We start from the raw sequence: 18,120 nt of genomic DNA, 5'->3' as shown, positions 1-18,120 counted from the left end.
GTAATGTTTTGGGACGATTTAAACCAATAAATTCTATTCATAAATGGCTACGAACACCTTCCCCAGAGGCTTTGTTTGATCGTCAGCTCGTCTGGATAGCATTAGGTTTAATGTTGATTGGTCTTGTGATGGTGACATCTGCATCGTTTCCGATTAGTTCAAGGTTAACAGATCAACCTTTCCACTTTATGTTTCGTCACGCTCTGTTCTTGTTACTCGCAATCATTACCTCATCGGTCATTTTGCAAATACCTATCCAGCGCTGGTCTAAATATAGCTCTGTATTACTGGCGGTCTCTTTCTTGTTACTGGTGGTGGTATTAATTGGTGGTAAATCGGTTAACGGTGCATCTCGCTGGATTCCTTTAGGGCTATTTAACTTACAGCCAGCTGAGGTAGCAAAGCTGACTCTGTTCATCTTTATGTCGGGTTACTTGGTTCGTAAGCAGGATGAAGTTAGAGAGACTTTCTTTGGCGGTTTCATCAAACCGATTCTAGTGTTCATGGCTTTAGCGGTATTACTACTGTTGCAACCGGACTTAGGTACTGTGGTTGTGATGCTGGTGACTTTGTTCGGCATGTTGTTTATTGCTGGTGCGAAGTTGTCTCAGTTCCTCGCATTAATGGTGGCGGGTATCTTGGTTATTGTCGGACTCATTGCCGCAGAACCTTATCGTATTCGCCGCGTAACCTCATTCCTTGACCCTTGGGATGACCCGTTCGGAAGTGGTTATCAGCTAACTCAGTCATTGATGGCGTTTGGTCGTGGTGAGTGGTTTGGCCAGGGGCTAGGTAATTCCATTCAGAAGCTGGAATACCTTCCTGAAGCGCATACAGACTTTGTATTTGCAGTTGTGGGTGAAGAGCTTGGTTTTGTTGGCGTAGTACTGATTTTAATGCTGATATTTAGTCTGGTTCTAAAAGCGGCTTTCATCGGTAAGAAGGCATTTGAACATGATCACCAATTTGGTGGCTATCTGGCTCTAAGTATCGGTATCTGGTTTGCTTTCCAAACGTTGGTTAACGTTGGTGCCGCAGCTGGTATGGTGCCAACCAAAGGTCTTACTTTACCCCTGATTAGTTACGGTGGTTCCAGTTTAATTGTTATGTCGGTGGCAGTATCTATTTTGCTTCGTATTGACCATGAATGCCGAGTAGAACGAGTTCGACAGATAGAAGAAAATACGGATGAAGAATAAGAAACGTTTAATGGTGATGGCTGGTGGTACTGGCGGTCACGTTTTTCCGGGATTGGCCGTAGCGAAGAAGCTACAACAGCAAGGCTGGGATATTCGCTGGTTAGGTACGGCTGACCGTATGGAAGCCGACTTAGTACCCAAGCATGGTATTGAGATTGATTTTATTCGTGTAAAAGGGTTGCGTGGGCAAGGTATTGCTCGTTTGATTAAAGCGCCTTTTCAAATCATCAACGCTATTTTGCAAGCCAGACGCCATATGAAAGCTTGGCAACCTGACGCTGTACTTGGTATGGGCGGATACGTCAGCGGACCGGGGGGGATCGCAGCTTGGTTGCAAGGTATTCCCGTTATTCTGCATGAACAAAATGCGGTCGCAGGCTTAACTAATCAATGGTTATCGAAAATTGCATCACGAGTGTTTCAGGCTTTTAATGGTGCGTTTCCGAATGCGCCTGTGGTCGGAAATCCTGTTCGCACGGATGTCGTTGAGCTCCCTGAACCGACTCAACGTTTTTCTGAACGTAGCGGCCCTATTCGTGTTCTGGTCATGGGGGGCAGCCAAGGTGCAAGAATTCTCAATCAAACATTACCGGAAGTGATGGCGAAATTAGGCGAAGGCTATGAAGTGCGTCACCAGGCTGGTAAAGACAATCAAGCGGAAGTTGAGCAAACTTACCAAGTTGCTGGTGCGAAGAATTTTCAAGTTACCGAATTTATCGATGATGTAGCGCAAGCTTACGCATGGGCGGATTTGTTAGTTTGCCGCTCCGGAGCGTTAACGGTTTCAGAAGTTTCAGCAGCGGGCGTTGCTGCTATTTTCATTCCGTTCATGCACAAAGACAGACAGCAAGCACTGAATGCAGACCATTTAGTAGAGTGTGGTGCCGCTAAAATGATAGAACAACCGCAATTGACGGTTGAAAAGCTCAGTCAAACTATTGCTCAACTCGAACGTACCCAATTATTAGATATGGCTAACAAAGCTCGTCAAGCAGCAAAATTAGATGCAGACCAAGTGGTTGCTGATGCCATTATCGCTATTACTGAGAAATGAGAACCTATTCATGAAGATCAAACATACTCAAGACTTAGCTCAAATCCGAGCAATGGTGCCTGAAATGCGCCGAGTTAAATGCATACACTTTATCGGCATAGGTGGTGCAGGTATGAGCGGTATAGCGGAAGTGTTGCTGAATGAAGGTTATCAGATCACAGGCTCTGATATCGCGACTAATGCGGTAACCGAACGTTTAGAAAGTATCGGCGCGATGGTATTTATTGGTCATCAAGAGTCGAATGTTGACCAAGCAAGTGTAGTGGTTGTATCAACGGCGATTAATGAACAAAACCCAGAAATTCAGGCGGCTCGTGAAAAGCGTATTCCAATTGTACGTCGAGCTGAAATGTTAGCTGAGTTGATGCGATTCCGTCATGGTATCGCAGTTGCGGGTACGCACGGCAAAACAACTACAACCGCTCTAGTGACTCAAATCTATTCAGAAGCGGGTATGGATCCGACGTTTGTCAACGGTGGCTTGGTGAAAAGTGCGGGCACCAATGCTCGCTTAGGTTCAAGCCGCGTACTAATTGCTGAAGCGGATGAGAGTGATGCATCATTCTTGCACTTGCAGCCTATGGCAACAATTGTAACGAATATCGAAGCCGATCATATGGATACCTATGGTGGCGATTTTGAAACTTTGAAGCAGACGTTCGTCGACTTCATGCACAATTTGCCATTTTACGGTCAAGCCATTTTATGCATTGATGATCCAGTGGTCCGCGAACTAATTCCACGAGTTAGTCGTCAGGTTATCACTTATGGTTTCTCTGACGATGCGGATGTGCGTATTGAAAACTACCGCCAGCAAGGACAACAAGGTCAATTCACCGTTGTTCGTAAAGGAAAAGAGAATTTAGATATTACGCTGAATATCCCTGGTCGCCACAATGCTCTTAATGCTTCAGCAGCAATAGCGGTTGCGACGGAAGATGACATCAGCGATGAAGCTATTCTCAAAGCATTGATTAGTACGCAAGGGACAGGCCGTCGTTTTGACCATCTAGGTGAGTTCGAAACGGGGAATGGTGTTGCAATGCTGGTGGACGACTACGGTCACCACCCAACAGAAGTGGACGTTACCATAAAAGCTGCTCGTAGCGGCTGGACAGATAAGCGTCTCGTGATGATATTCCAACCACACCGTTATACCCGTACTCGCGATCTCTATGACGATTTTGCGAATGTGCTAGAGCAAGTCGATGTACTGATTATGCTGGATGTTTATTCTGCTGGTGAAAAGCCAATTGCAGGTGCAGATGGCCGTTCACTTTGTCGAACCATTCGCAGTCGAGGAAAAGTAGATCCTATCTTCGTTTCAGATAGTAAGACTTTGCCTGCAGTGTTAGCTAATGTATTACAAGATGGTGACTTAGTCCTGACTCAAGGGGCTGGTGATGTGGGCAAAGTAGCCAAACACTTACAATCGTTACAATTGAATATTGAAAAGATGCAAAAATATTAAATTCGTTGCTTATGGGTGTCCCATTCGTGATATTGGTGGTACTCCTACCAGTTTTATTTATTTGAGTGTTTGATACTTTTAGTGTCCTCAGTATAATCCTTAGGTTAAAGTTATTGCTTTTGCCTCTATTGTACATTGAAATAGGGAATTAAATTGCCAGTCGTCAACAGGAACAACGAACTTTGATAAGTAGTACATTTTCTCAAGGTCGTATTATGTCCCGTTCACCATTAGTTAGAGAGCACATAGTTGGTGCTAGCTTTTTGCTTATGGTGTTGTTGTTGGTTGGTATTTTGCTGTATTCAACTATCAGTTGGATGTGGGATGAAGAGAGGCTGCCGCTCTCAAAGATAGTTTTGCAAGGTGACTTACAATACGTATCCGCGTTTGATGTTCAGCGTGCATTTGGTCAACTTGATCATATTGGCACATTTATGTCGCAGGATATTAACGAGCTTCAATCCAGTGCTCAGTCAATTCCTTGGGTATCTCATGCTTCAATCCGCAAACAGTGGCCAGACACAATAAAAGTATTTTTAACTGAATATCAGGTTAAAGCTATTTGGAATGGTAATTCGTTACTTGATGATAAAGGTGTTGTCTTTAATGGCGATATTGCTCAAGTAAATGAGGAACACGTAAAACTCTATGGTCCTGATGGCAGTGCACCTGAAGTTTTAAATGTCTGGAAACAATACAGCCCTAAATTTCAGCAGATAGGCTTAAATATATCCTCTCTGGTATTAAACGAGCGTCGAGCTTGGCAAATTATTTTAGACAATGGAATTCGCTTAGAATTAGGAAAAGAGTCTTTAGAAGAGCGAATTAACCGTTTCTTTTTACTCTACAAGCAGCTAGGTAATGATGCTGACCGAGTGAGTTATATCGATCTCAGATACGATACCGGAGCGGCCGTTGGTTGGTTTCCTGATCAAGAATTAGCGCAAGAGAGCACAGATGAGTAAAACAGCTGATGACAAATTAATTGTTGGTCTCGATATAGGCACAGCCACCGTTTCAGCCTTAGTTGGTGAACTACTCCCTGACGGTCAAATTAATATCATTGGCGCAGGTACCAGCCCTTCCAGAGGAATGGATAAAGGCGGCGTAAATGATCTAGAGTCGGTGGTTAAATCGGTTCAGCGTGCAATTGACCAAGCTGAATTGATGGCTGAGTGCCAAATCAGTAATGTGTTTTTATCGATCTCTGGTCGACATATTACAAGTAGAATTGAAAAAGGCATGGGAACTATTTCTGAGGGCGAAGTTTCTCAAGAAGATATGGATCGTGCTATTCATACCGCGAAGTCGATTAAAATTAGTGAGGAACAGCGTATTTTGCATGTCATTCCTCAAGAATTTACGATTGATTATCAGGAAGGTATAAAAAATCCGCTAGGATTATCCGGAGTACGCATGGAAGTTAGCGTGCACTTGATTACCTGCCATAGCGATATGGCGAGAAACATTATTAAAGCTGTTGAACGTTGCGGATTGAAAGTTGAGCAGTTAGTGTATTCAGGGTTAGCAGCAAGTAATGCGGTTATCACTGAAGACGAACGAGAGCTTGGTGTGTGTGTTATTGACATTGGTGCAGGTACGATGGATATCGCTATTTGGACTGGTGGTGCGCTAAGACATACAGAAGTATTCTCATATGCGGGCAATGCGGTTACAAGCGATATAGCGTTTGCTTTTGGCACCCCAGTTAACGATGCTGAAGAGATAAAAGTTAAGTACGGCTGCGCGTTAAGTGAGTTGGTGAGTAAGGATGATACGGTAAATGTACCAAGTGTTGGCGGAAGACCATCACGAAGTTTACAGCGTCAAACCTTGTCGGAAGTGATTGAGCCTCGCTACACTGAATTAATGGGCTTAGTTAACCAGACTATCGATACTGTCCAAGAGAATTTGCGAAAAGAAGGCATTAAACACCATTTAGCTGCGGGTGTAGTTTTAACTGGTGGTGCTTCGCAAATTGAAGGTTTAGTGGAATGTGCAGAGCGTGTATTCCGCAATCAAGTTAGGGTAGGTAAGCCTCTCGAAGTGAGTGGACTTACTGATTACGTTAAAGAGCCGTATCATTCTACGGCAGTTGGTTTACTTCATTATGCGAAAGACAGTCAAATTAATGACGACATTGAGTTTCAAGAGCCTAAGCGCCAATCAGTGTCTAGTGTATTTGGTCGTTTGCGTAATTGGATACAAAAAGAGTTTTAACCTGAGTTGCAGGAAAAACGGAGATAACACATGTTTGAACCGATGATGGAAATGTCTGACGACGCGGTAATTAAAGTTGTTGGAGTTGGTGGCGGCGGCGGTAACGCTGTAGAACATATGGTGCGTGAGTCCATTGAAGGCGTGGAATTCATCAGTATCAACACGGATGCACAAGCACTTCGCAAAACCAGCGTAAGCAGCGTCATTCAAATCGGTGGTGATATCACTAAAGGTTTGGGCGCGGGTGCGAATCCTCAAGTGGGACGTGATGCAGCTCTAGAAAGCCGAGAACGAATTAAAGAATTACTAGCTGGTGCCGATATGGTGTTTATCGCAGCTGGTATGGGCGGCGGTACCGGTACCGGTGCTGCTCCTGTGATTGCTGAAGTGGCAAAAGAACTTGGCATCTTAACCGTTGCTGTAGTGACTAAACCATTTAGCTTTGAAGGTAAAAAACGTCTTGCGTTTGCTGAACAAGGAATTGAAGAGCTTTCTAAACATGTTGACTCTTTAATTACTATTCCAAATGAAAAACTGTTGAAAGTACTTGGTCGTGGTATCACTTTACTTGAAGCCTTTGCTAGCGCGAATGACGTACTTAAGAATGCAGTACAAGGGATTGCAGAGCTAATCACTCGCCCTGGCATGATTAACGTGGACTTTGCAGACGTACGCACAGTAATGTCTGAAATGGGCCACGCTATGATGGGTAGTGGTATTGCCAAAGGTGAAGACCGCGCTGAAGAAGCAGCTGAAATGGCAATTTCAAGTCCTCTACTAGAAGACATTGATCTTGCTGGTGCTCGCGGCGTATTGGTCAACATCACTGCCGGTCTGGATATGCGTCTTGATGAATTCGAAACGGTTGGTAACACTGTTAAAGCGTTTGCTTCTGACAATGCAACTGTCGTTATCGGTACATCGTTAGATCCAGATATGGCTGATGAAATTCGCGTAACGGTTGTAGCTACAGGTATTGGTAACGAAAGAAAGCCAGATATTACTCTAGTCGCAGGCGGTAAAGCGAAAGTTGCAGCAGTCGCTCAACCACAAGTTGCAGTAGCAGCAAAAGTGGAAGAGAAACCGGCACAGCCTTTGCATGAAAAGACAGAAGTGAAAGCACAGCCTTCACCGACGTCAAATGTTTCTTCTTCTAGTTCTAGCCAAGGGCAGAATGTTGCACCTAAGCCAGAAAAAGAGAGTGGATATCTGGATATACCTGCATTTTTACGTCGTCAGGCTGATTAAAATACCGCCACAATTTGACAGTGTTCAAAATTTTGGTAATATGTCGGTCGGTAAAGTTACCGGCCGAGCTTTGTGGCAATGATTTAGAGGCAAACAGATGATCAGACAACGTACTCTGAAAGAGATAGTGAAAACAACTGGTGTGGGTCTCCACTCTGGTCGTAAAGTCACGCTTACTCTTCGCCCAGCCGCTGCAAACACAGGTATTATTTACCGTCGTACTGACGTAAATCCACCAGTTGATTTTCCAGCTGACCCAGAATCTGTACGCGACACTATGCTGTGTACTGCATTAGTTAACGATGAAGGCATTCGTATCTCTACTGTAGAGCACTTAAGTGCCGCTCTTGCTGGTATGGGTATTGATAACGTCATTATCGAAGTGGATGCACCAGAAATTCCAATTATGGATGGTAGTGCGAGTCCGTTTGTATACCTACTTCAACAAGCTGGTATCGAGACTCAAAACGCGCCTAAGCGATTCATCCGTATTAAAAAGCCTGTTCGTTTTGAAGATGGTGATAAGTGGGCTGAAATGCGTCCACATAACGGTTTCAAAATGGATTTCCAAATTGAGTTTGACCACCCAGCAATCGATGGTGACGATCAACGTTTAGTGTTTGATTTTTCAACTCAAGGCTTTATCAAAGAGATTTCTCGCGCTCGTACTTTCGGTTTCATGCGTGATATCGAGTACTTGCAATCGCAAAACCTATGTTTAGGTGGCAGCTTTGACTGTGCTATCGTTTTGGATGATTACCGCATTCTTAACGAAGAAGGCCTCCGTTTCGCTAACGAATTTGTGACTCACAAAGTACTTGATGCAATTGGTGACTTGTACATGTGTGGTCATGCCATTGTTGGTGAGTTCAGTGCTTACAAATCAGGTCATGGTCTGAATAACCAATTACTACGTAAAGTATTGGCAGATCAAGAAGCTTGGGAATGGGCTACTTTCGAAGAGGAAGTTGGTTCACCAGTAGCGTTTGCAGACCCAAACATGGTTCTAGCGTAAAACATCAAGATTTTAAAAAGCCAGACTAAGTCTGGCTTTTTTTATACCTATCGTTTTATTACCTATCGTTGGTAAAACGACGCTAGCTTTCGGTAAGTTACTTTTTCGCAAGTTTTGCGATGTTTTCCAATCGTTGTTTAACCTTAGGGTTGGCGTTTTGAGCTAGCATTAACAATGATGAAGCGGCATTCTCTGAAAGTGGGGGGCGAGGAATTGCCTCTTTTTGATCCTTATTTGAACCTTTTGGGGTGCGATAAATAGCAGGGTTGATCTTTATTTCGATACTGATCAGTTTGCCGAACCCCTGATTTCTTAACTGGTTGAGAATATTTAGCCGATCATAGTCCACTTTCATTTTGATTGATGCACTAGCAGCTTCCAAAACTAAATGTCCACCGCGAACATTTGCCGCTCTTATGTGTGGTTCAATGCCTTTAGGTAACAGAGTTTGCAATATTAGGTTGATCTGGATGATCTCTTTCGCGTGCTGTTGTAACTTACTCAGCCGAGATGACTCAATCAATTCGTCTGTAGATGTGGGGCGATGATCTCGCATTCCGCACTCCTTTTATAAAGTTCTGCAGCATTCTATAACGTTTCTTTGCTGACTGAAATGAGCGATTGAAGATGTATTCTTTAGTGCCTTATAGCCTAAAACATTGGGCTTAGTGCACAAAATACAAAGCTCAAAGCAAACAAGTCTTAATGTTATTGGTTGTTGAACGAAAAATTACTTAAACTATGCGCCACTAGTGTCTTGAAAATAAACGTCATCATCACAATATCAGAAGATACATGATTTATCTCAGTATCCTTAGTTGAAAACAGGTAGAGACTGAAGGCATTAAGAGATCGCGGACGATCTAAGCAAAGAGAGATTCACAACAAATGATAACTAAGCTACTGACAAAAGTGGTCGGCAGTCGTAACGACAGAACACTTCGCCGTCTAAGAAAAATTGTAAAAGAAATTAATAATTATGAGCCTGCATTTGAAGCTCTGTCCGATGAAGAGCTAAAGGCTAAAACGGTAGAGTTTCGTCAACGTCTTGAGCAAGGTGAGAAATTAGACCAATTACTACCAGAAGCATTTGCTACTGTTCGCGAAGCTTCTAAGCGTGTATTTGGTATGCGTCATTTCGACGTACAGCTTATCGGCGGTATGGTACTGAACTCTGGTCAAATCGCAGAGATGCGTACAGGTGAAGGTAAAACACTGACTGCAACGCTTCCAGCGTACCTAAATGCTTTGCCAAGCAAAGGTGTTCACATTGTTACAGTGAACGACTACCTAGCGAAGCGTGACGCAGAAACAAACCGCCCATTATTTGAATTCCTAGGTCTGACAGTTGGTATCAACGTACCTAACATGTCACCACCAGCGAAAAAAGAAGCTTACCAAGCCGATATTCTTTACGGAACAAACAACGAGTTTGGCTTTGATTACTTGCGTGACAACATGGCATTTCGCCCTGAAGACCGTGTGCAACGCGAGCGTTTCTTTGCTGTAGTCGATGAGGTTGACTCAATTCTTATCGATGAAGCGCGCACACCATTAATTATCTCAGGTCCAGCTGAAGACAGTTCAGAGCTTTACACTCGTATCAATATCCTAATCCCGTCTCTTCAACTTCAAGATAAAGAAGATTCTGAAGAGTACCGCGGTGATGGTCACTACACTGTTGACGAGAAATCTAAGCAGGTTTACCTCACTGAGACTGGTCAGGAATTTGTTGAAGAGTTGCTGGTTAAGAATGGCTTAATGCAAGAAGGAGATACACTTTACTCTCCTGCTAATATCAGTCTTCTTCACCATGTGAACGCTGCACTTCGAGCTCACGTTCTGTTTGAGAAAAACGTCGACTACATTGTGACGGAAGAAGGTGAAGTGGTCATCGTTGATGAACACACTGGCCGTACTATGCCTGGTCGTCGTTGGTCTGATGGTTTGCATCAAGCTGTTGAAGCAAAAGAAGGCGTTAAGATCCAGAACGAGAACCAAACTCTGGCATCGATTACTTTCCAGAACTACTTCCGTTTATACGAAAAACTGTCAGGTATGACAGGTACAGCTGATACAGAAGCATTCGAATTCCAACAAATCTATGGTTTGGAAACGGTGGTTATTCCAACTAACAAGCCTATGATTCGTAACGATATGCCGGATATGGTGTACCGTACAGAAGCTGAAAAGTTTGCTGCTATCATCGAAGACATCAAAATTTGTGTTGAAAAAGGTCAGCCTGTACTGGTTGGTACGGTTTCGATTGAAAAATCTGAATTGCTGTCTAATGCACTGAAGAAGGCAAAAATCAAACACAGCGTACTGAATGCTAAGTTCCATGAAAGAGAAGCCGAAATCGTTGCTGAAGCTGGTACGCCAGGCGCAGTCACTATCGCGACTAATATGGCTGGTCGTGGTACAGATATCGTGCTTGGTGGCAGCTGGCAGATGCAAGTTGAATCGCTAAACAATCCTACTCAAGAACAAATCGACACCATTAAAGCCGAATGGCGCAAAGTTCACGATCAAGTTTTAGAAGCGGGTGGTTTACATATCATTGGTACTGAGCGTCACGAATCTCGCCGTATCGATAACCAGCTACGTGGTCGTTCAGGTCGTCAGGGGGACGCGGGTTCTTCTCGTTTCTATCTGTCAATGGAAGATACACTGCTACGTATTTTCACATCTGATCGCATGGCAAGCTTGATTCAAAGCGGTATGGAAGAAGGCGAAGCGATCGAATCTAAGATGCTTTCTCGCTCAATTGAAAAAGCTCAGCGTAAAGTTGAAGGTCGTAACTTCGACATTCGTAAACAGCTTCTTGAATATGATGACGTTGCCAACGATCAGCGTCGCGTCGTTTACGAACTTCGTGATGAGTTGATGAGCACTGACGATATCAGCGAAATGATCGAGCAAAACCGTGCTGACGTTATCACATCGGTGATCGATCAATACATTCCGCCACAATCCCTTGATGACATGTGGGATATTGCTGGTCTACAAGATCGATTGAAGCACGATTTCGATCTTGAGTTACCTATTCAGTCTTGGTTAGATGAAGACGACAAACTGTATGAAGAAGCACTTCGCGAACGTATTCTTGAAAACTCGGTAACGGTTTATAAGAACAAAGAAGAAGTGGTTGGCGCCTCAGTGATGCGTAACTTTGAGAAATCTGTAATGCTACAGACTCTTGATACGCTATGGAAAGAGCACCTTGCTGCTATGGACCATCTGCGTCAAGGTATTCACTTACGTGGTTATGCACAGAAGAACCCGAAACAAGAGTACAAGCGTGAATCGTTTGAGCTGTTCGAAGAACTTCTTGAGTCACTGAAATCAGACGTAATCTCTATTCTTTCTAAAGTACGAGTTCAGCAGCAAGAAGAAGTTGAGCGTATGGAGGAGCAACGCCGTGCTCAAGCAGAGCAAGCGGCTCGTATGAGCCAAGCTCAGCACGCCGATGCGAATGGTGAAGAGTCAGAGTCTCAAGCTGAACGTAAAGTGGGTCGTAATGAGCCTTGTCCATGTGGATCTGGCAAGAAGTATAAGCAGTGCCACGGCAAGATCGCCTAATAGAAACAAATAGAAAAGAGTCGCTTAGGCGGCTCTTTTTTTAAGTAAAGAAAGACAAAGGAACACAGATGAAACGAATTCATATCGTGGCGGGTATTATCTTCAATCAAGATAAATCGCAAATCTTTATCACTAAGCGCCCAGACAATTTGCACAAAGGTGGTTTCTGGGAATTTCCTGGGGGCAAAGTTGAAGAAGGTGAAAGCGTAGAACAAGCCATGACTCGTGAGCTTGAGGAAGAAATTGGTATTGAAGTGACAGAGCAGCATTTGTTCGAGCATCTGGAATACGATTACCCAGAAAAATCACTGAAGTTTGATTTCATCGTCATCAGTAGTTTCAACAACGAACCATACGGCAAAGAAGGTCAAAAAGGACTTTGGGTAGACATTGCAGAACTCGCAAATTACCAGTTTCCAGAAGCCAATGTACCAATCCTCGAACGTGTTATTAAAGAGTTTTCTTAAGTGCTAGCTATCAACCTCGATAGTTGGTAGTTTAAAAAGCGTAAATCGGAATAACACTATGCAGGACTGCGTAGTCACGAGTAAATGGAGAAATTTGCAATGGTAAGAATTGCAATTGCAGGCGCAGCTGGACGTATGGGCCGCAATCTGGTCAAAGCAGCACATCACAATTCAGAATCAACATTGGGTGCAGGATCTGAACGCCCAGAATCATCTCTTGTCGGAGTGGATGTTGGTGAGTTATGTGGTGTTGGTCGATTTGATGTCGCTTTGGTGGATAATCTGGAGTTAGCAGTAGATCACTTTGATGTCATCGTGGATTTCACTGCACCGGCAAGCACACTAGCAAATATTGAACTGTGTAAGAAGCATGGCAAGAAGCTGATCATTGGTACTACTGGCTTTACCGATGAAGAGCGTGAGCTGATCAATGAAGCCGCGAAAGTTATCCCTATTGTTATGGCTCCAAACTACAGTGTAGGTGTGAACCTTGTATTCAAGCTGCTAGAGAAGGCCGCCAAAGTCATGGGGGATTACTGCGATATTGAAATTATCGAAGCGCACCACAGACACAAAGTGGATGCTCCATCGGGTACAGCTATTGGCATGGGTGAAGCTATTGCTGGTGCTATGGGTAACAAACTCAATGACGTAGCTGTTTACGCTCGTGAAGGTATCACAGGTGAACGCACCAGAGATGAAATTGGTTTTGCTACTATTCGCGCTGGCGACATTGTCGGTGAGCACACTGCAATGTTTGCTGATATTGGTGAACGAGTAGAGATCACGCATAAAGCGACAGACCGAATGACATTCGCCAACGGCGCTATTCGTGCTGCAGTATGGTTGAATCAAAAATCAGCGGGTTTTTACACCATGACTGATGTACTTGGTTTGAACGAACTGTAATTACATAATTATGCGTCAGGTTCGCTTGGCGCATAAGCATTTCTCTAACATTTCTTAATCAAATTTTCTTTCCTATAATTTGGCTTATCCTTTAACTTTTTAAGTGCTTTTGTTATGTTGAGGTTGATTCATCCAACTTCACTCTATTTTTGACAATAAAAAAATAATATTAACGTTTGCTTATTTTTTTTACGCTAATTTCGATTGTTAACAAACAAATTTTGCCTATTTTAAAGTCAAAACCTCATAATTATTGTTTTTTAATGAGTAAAACATAGTTTTTTGATGGGTTTGAGCTATTTTTTAGCTCTAAGGTAATAAATTTGCGTTTAATTTATCTGCTAACGTTGACATGGGTCACAGCGATCTCTAGAATATCGCCAATTTGTCAAAATTAGCCTAGAGCATGATTTTCACGCGAACAGGAAGGCAAATTTGCAATTTAATTTAAATTTTATGCATTTTTATTCTGGAGGTTGTCTTGAGTAAATCAGCACTGTTAGTCCTAGAAGATGGGACAGTGTTCCGCGGAGTGTCCATTGGGGCAGATGGTTCATCCGTTGGTGAAGTCGTTTTTAATACCTCGATGACGGGGTACCAAGAAATCCTCACTGATCCTTCCTATTCTCAGCAAATCGTTACACTAACTTACCCTCACATTGGCAATACCGGCACTAATACCGAAGATGAAGAGTCTTCTTCAATTCATGCACAAGGCCTTGTGATTCGCGATCTTCCTCTTATCGCTTCTAACTTCCGTAGTGAACAATCTCTTTCTGATTACCTTAAATCACAAAATATCGTCGGTATTGCTGATATCGATACGCGTAAACTTACGCGCATTTTACGTGAGAAAGGCGCTCAGAATGGTTGCATCATGGCGGGCGATAACCTAGATGAAGCACTTGCGTTGGTTAAAGCTAAAGAGTTCCCAGGCCTTAAAGGTATGGACTTAGCGAAAGTTGTAACGACTAAAGAAGCGTATGAATGGAAACAAGGTTCGTGGACATTGGAAGGTGGTCTACCTGAACCTAAAGATGACAGTGAGTTACCATACCATGTAGTGGCTTACGATTTTGGTGCGAAACGCAATATCCTACGTATGTTAGTTGACCGTGGTTGTCGTCTAACTGTAGTACCTGCAGAAACTTCAGCTGAAGAAGTACTAGCGATGAACCCAGATGGGGTATTCCTATCGAATGGCCCAGGTGACCCAGAACCATGTACTTACGCGATTGAAGCAACGAAGATGTTCCTTGATAAAGCTCTTCCGGTATTTGGTATCTGTTTAGGTCACCAAATCCTAGCGTTGGCTTCTGGTGCTAAAACAATAAAAATGAAGTTTGGTCACCATGGTGCAAACCACCCAGTTAAAGATATTGACCGTGATGTGGTTATGATTACTTCTCAAAACCACGGTTTTGCTGCGGACGAAGCAACGCTACCTGAGAACCTACGTGCAACGCACAAATCTCTATTTGACGGTTCTCTACAAGGTATTCACCGTACGGACAAACCGGCATTCAGCTTCCAGGGTCACCCAGAAGCGAGCCCAGGTCCGCACGATGCTGCACCGCTATTTGACCACTTCATTGAATTGATTAAACAACACCGCGCTTAATTTGGAGTAGTAGATAATGCCAAAACGTACTGACATTCAGAGCATTCTTATTTTAGGTGCAGGTCCAATTGTTATCGGTCAGGCTTGTGAGTTTGACTACTCTGGCGCTCAAGCGTGTAAAGCACTACGCGAAGAGGGCTATCGAGTTATTCTTGTGAACTCAAATCCTGCAACTATCATGACTGACCCAGAAATGGCTGATGCAACATATATCGAGCCAATCCACTGGGAAGTTGTACGTAAGATCATCGAGAAAGAGCGCCCAGATGCGATTCTTCCAACAATGGGTGGTCAGACGGCTCTTAACTGTGCACTTGCTCTAGAAGCAAATGGCGTTCTTAAAGAGTTCGGCGTAGAGATGATTGGTGCGACTGCAGATGCAATCGACAAAGCTGAAGACCGTTCTCGCTTTGATAAAGCAATGAAGTCTATTGGTTTAGAATGTCCACGCGCTGATACTGCTAAAACAATGGAAGATGCTTACCGTGTCCTAGATATGGTTGGTTTCCCATGTATCATCCGTCCTTCATTCACTATGGGTGGTACTGGTGGTGGTATCGCTTATAACAAAGAAGAGTTCGAAGAAATCTGTCGCCGTGGTTTGGATCTTTCTCCAACTAATGAGCTGCTTATCGATGAATCTCTAATTGGTTGGAAAGAGTACGAGATGGAAGTTGTTCGTGATAAGAACGACAACTGTATCATCGTTTGTGCGATTGAAAACTTTGACCCAATGGGTATTCACACAGGTGACTCAATCACGGTAGCACCAGCTCAAACGCTAACGGATAAAGAGTACCAGCTAATGCGTAATGCATCGCTAGCAGTACTGCGTGAAATCGGCGTTGAGACTGGTGGTTCAAACGTTCAGTTTGGTATCAACCCGAAAGATGGCCGTATGGTTATCATCGAGATGAACCCACGTGTATCTCGTTCTTCTGCTCTTGCTTCTAAAGCAACAGGTTTCCCAATCGCGAAAATCGCAGCGAAACTGGCAGTTGGTTTCACTCTTGATGAGCTAATGAACGACATCACAGGTGGCGCAACACCAGCATCATTCGAACCAACCATCGACTACGTTGTGACTAAGATTCCTCGCTTTAACTTCGAGAAATTTGCTGGTGCAAATAGCCGTCTAACGACACAGATGAAGTCTGTTGGTGAGGTAATGGCAATCGGTCGTAACCAACAAGAGTCGCTACAAAAAGCACTTCGTGGCCTAGAAGTAGGTGCGAACGGCTTGGATGAAATGGTTGATTTAGATGCACCAGATGCGTTGACTAAAATCCGACACGAGCTAAAAGAAGCTGGTGCAGAGCGTATTTGGTACATCGCAGACGCATTCCGTGCTGGTATGTCTGTTGATGGCGTATTCAACCTGACAAACGTAGACCGTTGGTTCCTAGTTCAAATTGAAGAACTAGTGAAATTGGAAGCTGAAGTGAAAGCGGGCGGTTTCGCTGGTTTAACTAAAGATGTGCTAAAACAGATGAAGCGTAAAGGCTTCGCTGACGCTCGTCTGTCTAAGCTGCTAGGTGTTGCTGAAAGCGAAATTCGTCGTCTACGCGACCAGTTCGATATTCACCCAGTCTACAAGCGTGTTGATACCTGTGCTGCTGAATTTTCTTCAGATACAGCTTACATGTACTCATCTTACGATGAAGAGTGTGAAGCGAACCCAACAGACAAAGACAAGATTATGGTTCTTGGCGGCGGTCCAAACCGTATCGGTCAAGGTATCGAATTTGACTACTGTTGTGTACACGCATCTCTAGCACTTCGCGAAGATGGCTACGAAACTATCATGGTTAACTGTAACCCTGAGACAGTATCAACAGACTACGACACTTCTGATCGTCTGTACTTCGAACCAGTAACTTTGGAAGATGTGCTAGCAATCGTACGTGTTGAGAAACCGAAAGGCGTGATCGTTCAGTACGGTGGTCAAACTCCACTGAAACTGGCTCGTGCTCTAGAAGCAGCGGGTGTGCCAATTATCGGTACTAGCCCTGATGCAATCGACCGCGCGGAAGATCGTGAACGCTTCCAAGCTGCTGTTGAGCGCCTAGGTTTACTACAACCTGAAAACGCGACAGTTACAACGATGGAACAAGCTATTGAGAAATCGAAAGAAATTGGTTTCCCATTAGTTGTACGTCCTTCGTACGTTCTAGGTGGTCGTGCGATGGAAATCGTTTATGACGAGCAAGACCTACGTCGTTACTTCAACGAAGCAGTAAGTGTGTCAAATGAGTCTCCAGTTCTGCTAGACCGTTTCCTAGATGACGCTACAGAAGTGGATATCGACGCTATCTGTGACGGTGAGCGAGTGGTTATCGGCGGTATCATGGAACACATCGAACAAGCAGGTGTTCACTCAGGTGACTCAGCATGTTCGCTTCCAGCGTACACGCTAAGCCAAGAAATTCAGGACAAGATGCGTGAACAAGTAGAGAAACTGGCTTTCGAACTTGGTGTACGCGGTCTGATGAATACTCAGTTTGCTGTGAAAGATAACGAAGTTTACCTCATCGAAGTAAACCCACGTGCTGCACGTACTGTACCATTTGTATCTAAAGCGACAGGTGCACCACTAGCGAAAATCGCTGCGCGTGTTATGGCTGGTCAAACTCTTGAGCAACAAGGTTTCACGAAAGAGATCATCCCACCATACTACTCAGTAAAAGAAGTGGTACTGCCGTTCAACAAGTTCCCTGGCGTTGACCCACTATTAGGCCCAGAAATGCGCTCTACTGGTGAGGTTATGGGTGTTGGTGCAACGTTTGCTGAAGCATACGCGAAAGCTGAGCTAGGCTGTGGCTCTGTTTATCCAGAAGGTGGCCGTGCACTACTTTCAGTACGTGAAGGTGATAAAGAGCGCGTTGTTGACCTAGCGTCTAAACTAGTGAAACTGGGCTACCAACTAGATGCAACTCACGGTACTGCTGTGATTCTAGGTGAAGCTGGTATCAACCCACGCTTGGTAAACAAAGTTCATGAAGGCCGTCCACACATTCTGGACCGTATCAAGAACAATGAATACACCTACATCGTGAACACGGCGTCAGGTCGTCAAGCAATTGAAGACTCTAAAGTACTACGCCGCGGTGCTTTGGCTGAGAAAGTGAACTACACAACAACGCTAAATGCAGCGTTCGCAACCTGTATGTCTCACACTGCTGACGCGAAAGCATCAGTAACATCAGTTCAAGAACTTCACGCTAAAGTGAAAGCTAGCTTAGCGTAATGAATAATAAATTGATAAACCTAAGGTTTATCTGACAACCTCATTGCCCGCTCATTTGAGCGGGCTTTTTTATGGTTTAACAACATG

Annotated in this window: 13 protein-coding genes; 12 read left to right on the top strand and 1 reads right to left on the bottom strand. The window is 44.0% G+C overall.

Going from position 1 to position 18,120, the window contains the following annotated elements; genetic code table 11:
- The first annotated feature begins 8 nt into the window (after positions 1 to 8).
- From ftsW to lpxC, 7 genes are all read left to right on the top strand, one after another.
- Entirely contained in the window at positions 9 to 1,199 is a 1,191-nt protein-coding gene (gene ftsW, locus ACRQQK_RS18945) for a cell division protein FtsW (RefSeq protein ID WP_457514002.1), read from the top strand.
- Positions 1,189 to 2,253 carry an undecaprenyldiphospho-muramoylpentapeptide beta-N-acetylglucosaminyltransferase gene (murG, locus tag ACRQQK_RS18940; RefSeq protein WP_457514001.1) on the top strand — a complete coding sequence of 355 codons (1,065 nt, stop codon included), beginning with the start codon at positions 1,189 to 1,191 and terminating at the stop codon, positions 2,251 to 2,253. The genes ftsW and murG overlap by 11 nt, the downstream gene beginning before the upstream one ends.
- A gap of 10 nt (positions 2,254 to 2,263) precedes the next feature.
- A complete protein-coding gene (murC, locus tag ACRQQK_RS18935) occupies positions 2,264 to 3,724 on the top strand; it encodes a UDP-N-acetylmuramate--L-alanine ligase (RefSeq protein ID WP_457513999.1) in 1,461 nt (486 codons plus the stop codon).
- Between the two features lie 215 nt (positions 3,725 to 3,939).
- Positions 3,940 to 4,689 carry a cell division protein FtsQ/DivIB gene (locus ACRQQK_RS18930; RefSeq protein ID WP_457513997.1) on the top strand — a complete coding sequence of 250 codons (750 nt, stop codon included), beginning with the start codon at positions 3,940 to 3,942 and terminating at the stop codon, positions 4,687 to 4,689.
- Positions 4,682 to 5,944 (top strand): cell division protein FtsA, encoded by a 1,263-nt coding sequence (ftsA, locus tag ACRQQK_RS18925; RefSeq protein ID WP_102940468.1) that lies wholly within the window; start codon positions 4,682 to 4,684, stop codon positions 5,942 to 5,944. Before ACRQQK_RS18930 ends, ftsA begins: the two co-directional genes overlap by 8 nt.
- 30 nt (positions 5,945 to 5,974) lie before the next feature.
- A complete protein-coding gene (gene ftsZ / locus ACRQQK_RS18920) occupies positions 5,975 to 7,192 on the top strand; it encodes a cell division protein FtsZ (protein WP_457513994.1) in 1,218 nt (405 codons plus the stop codon).
- Positions 7,193 to 7,289: 97 nt separating this feature from the next.
- Positions 7,290 to 8,207, top strand: coding sequence for a UDP-3-O-acyl-N-acetylglucosamine deacetylase (lpxC, locus tag ACRQQK_RS18915; protein WP_102940466.1), 918 nt, complete (start codon positions 7,290 to 7,292; stop codon positions 8,205 to 8,207).
- 97 nt (positions 8,208 to 8,304) lie between these two features.
- On the opposite strand, the gene ACRQQK_RS18910 is transcribed toward lpxC, so the two are convergent.
- Complete coding sequence (locus tag ACRQQK_RS18910; protein ID WP_457513993.1) at positions 8,305 to 8,763, bottom strand: DUF721 domain-containing protein; 459 nt, start codon at positions 8,761 to 8,763, stop codon at positions 8,305 to 8,307.
- A gap of 332 nt (positions 8,764 to 9,095) precedes the next feature.
- Between ACRQQK_RS18910 and secA the strand changes: the two genes are divergently transcribed.
- From secA to carB, 5 genes are all read left to right on the top strand, one after another.
- The gene (gene secA, locus ACRQQK_RS18905; RefSeq protein WP_457513991.1) at positions 9,096 to 11,789 is read left to right on the top strand and encodes a preprotein translocase subunit SecA; all 2,694 of its coding nucleotides are present in this window, start codon (positions 9,096 to 9,098) and stop codon (positions 11,787 to 11,789) included.
- A 68-nt stretch (positions 11,790 to 11,857) separates the two neighbouring features.
- Positions 11,858 to 12,256, top strand: a complete 399-nt coding sequence (gene mutT, locus ACRQQK_RS18900) for an 8-oxo-dGTP diphosphatase MutT (RefSeq protein WP_457513989.1) — start codon at positions 11,858 to 11,860, stop codon at positions 12,254 to 12,256.
- Positions 12,257 to 12,355: 99 nt separating this feature from the next.
- The gene (dapB, locus tag ACRQQK_RS18895; RefSeq protein ID WP_457513987.1) at positions 12,356 to 13,165 is read left to right on the top strand and encodes a 4-hydroxy-tetrahydrodipicolinate reductase; all 810 of its coding nucleotides are present in this window, start codon (positions 12,356 to 12,358) and stop codon (positions 13,163 to 13,165) included.
- 481 nt (positions 13,166 to 13,646) lie between these two features.
- Positions 13,647 to 14,786 (top strand): glutamine-hydrolyzing carbamoyl-phosphate synthase small subunit, encoded by a 1,140-nt coding sequence (gene carA, locus ACRQQK_RS18890; RefSeq protein WP_457513986.1) that lies wholly within the window; start codon positions 13,647 to 13,649, stop codon positions 14,784 to 14,786.
- A gap of 16 nt (positions 14,787 to 14,802) precedes the next feature.
- Complete coding sequence (carB, locus tag ACRQQK_RS18885; protein ID WP_457513984.1) at positions 14,803 to 18,033, top strand: carbamoyl-phosphate synthase large subunit; 3,231 nt, start codon at positions 14,803 to 14,805, stop codon at positions 18,031 to 18,033.
- The last annotated feature ends 87 nt before the right edge of the window (positions 18,034 to 18,120 follow it).

This window comes from Vibrio sp. C8, assembly GCF_054051265.1.
The sequence above is the reverse complement of the archived record's forward strand: the minus strand, read 5'-3'. Positions and strand labels throughout refer to the sequence as shown.

Excerpts from the sequence above, each read along its gene's own strand:
- murG (WP_457514001.1), top strand. The coding sequence starts at position 1,189 with ATGAAGAATAAGAAACGTTTAATGGTGATGGCTGGTGGTACTGGCGGT.
- murC (WP_457513999.1), top strand. The coding sequence starts at position 2,264 with ATGAAGATCAAACATACTCAAGACTTAGCTCAAATCCGAGCAATGGTG.
- ACRQQK_RS18930 (WP_457513997.1), top strand. The coding sequence starts at position 3,940 with ATGTCCCGTTCACCATTAGTTAGAGAGCACATAGTTGGTGCTAGCTTT.
- ftsA (WP_102940468.1), top strand. The coding sequence starts at position 4,682 with ATGAGTAAAACAGCTGATGACAAATTAATTGTTGGTCTCGATATAGGC.
- ftsZ (WP_457513994.1), top strand. The coding sequence starts at position 5,975 with ATGTTTGAACCGATGATGGAAATGTCTGACGACGCGGTAATTAAAGTT.
- lpxC (WP_102940466.1), top strand. The coding sequence starts at position 7,290 with ATGATCAGACAACGTACTCTGAAAGAGATAGTGAAAACAACTGGTGTG.
- ACRQQK_RS18910 (WP_457513993.1), bottom strand. The coding sequence starts at position 8,763 with ATGCGAGATCATCGCCCCACATCTACAGACGAATTGATTGAGTCATCT.
- secA (WP_457513991.1), top strand. The coding sequence starts at position 9,096 with ATGATAACTAAGCTACTGACAAAAGTGGTCGGCAGTCGTAACGACAGA.
- mutT (WP_457513989.1), top strand. The coding sequence starts at position 11,858 with ATGAAACGAATTCATATCGTGGCGGGTATTATCTTCAATCAAGATAAA.
- dapB (WP_457513987.1), top strand. The coding sequence starts at position 12,356 with ATGGTAAGAATTGCAATTGCAGGCGCAGCTGGACGTATGGGCCGCAAT.
- carB (WP_457513984.1), top strand. The coding sequence starts at position 14,803 with ATGCCAAAACGTACTGACATTCAGAGCATTCTTATTTTAGGTGCAGGT.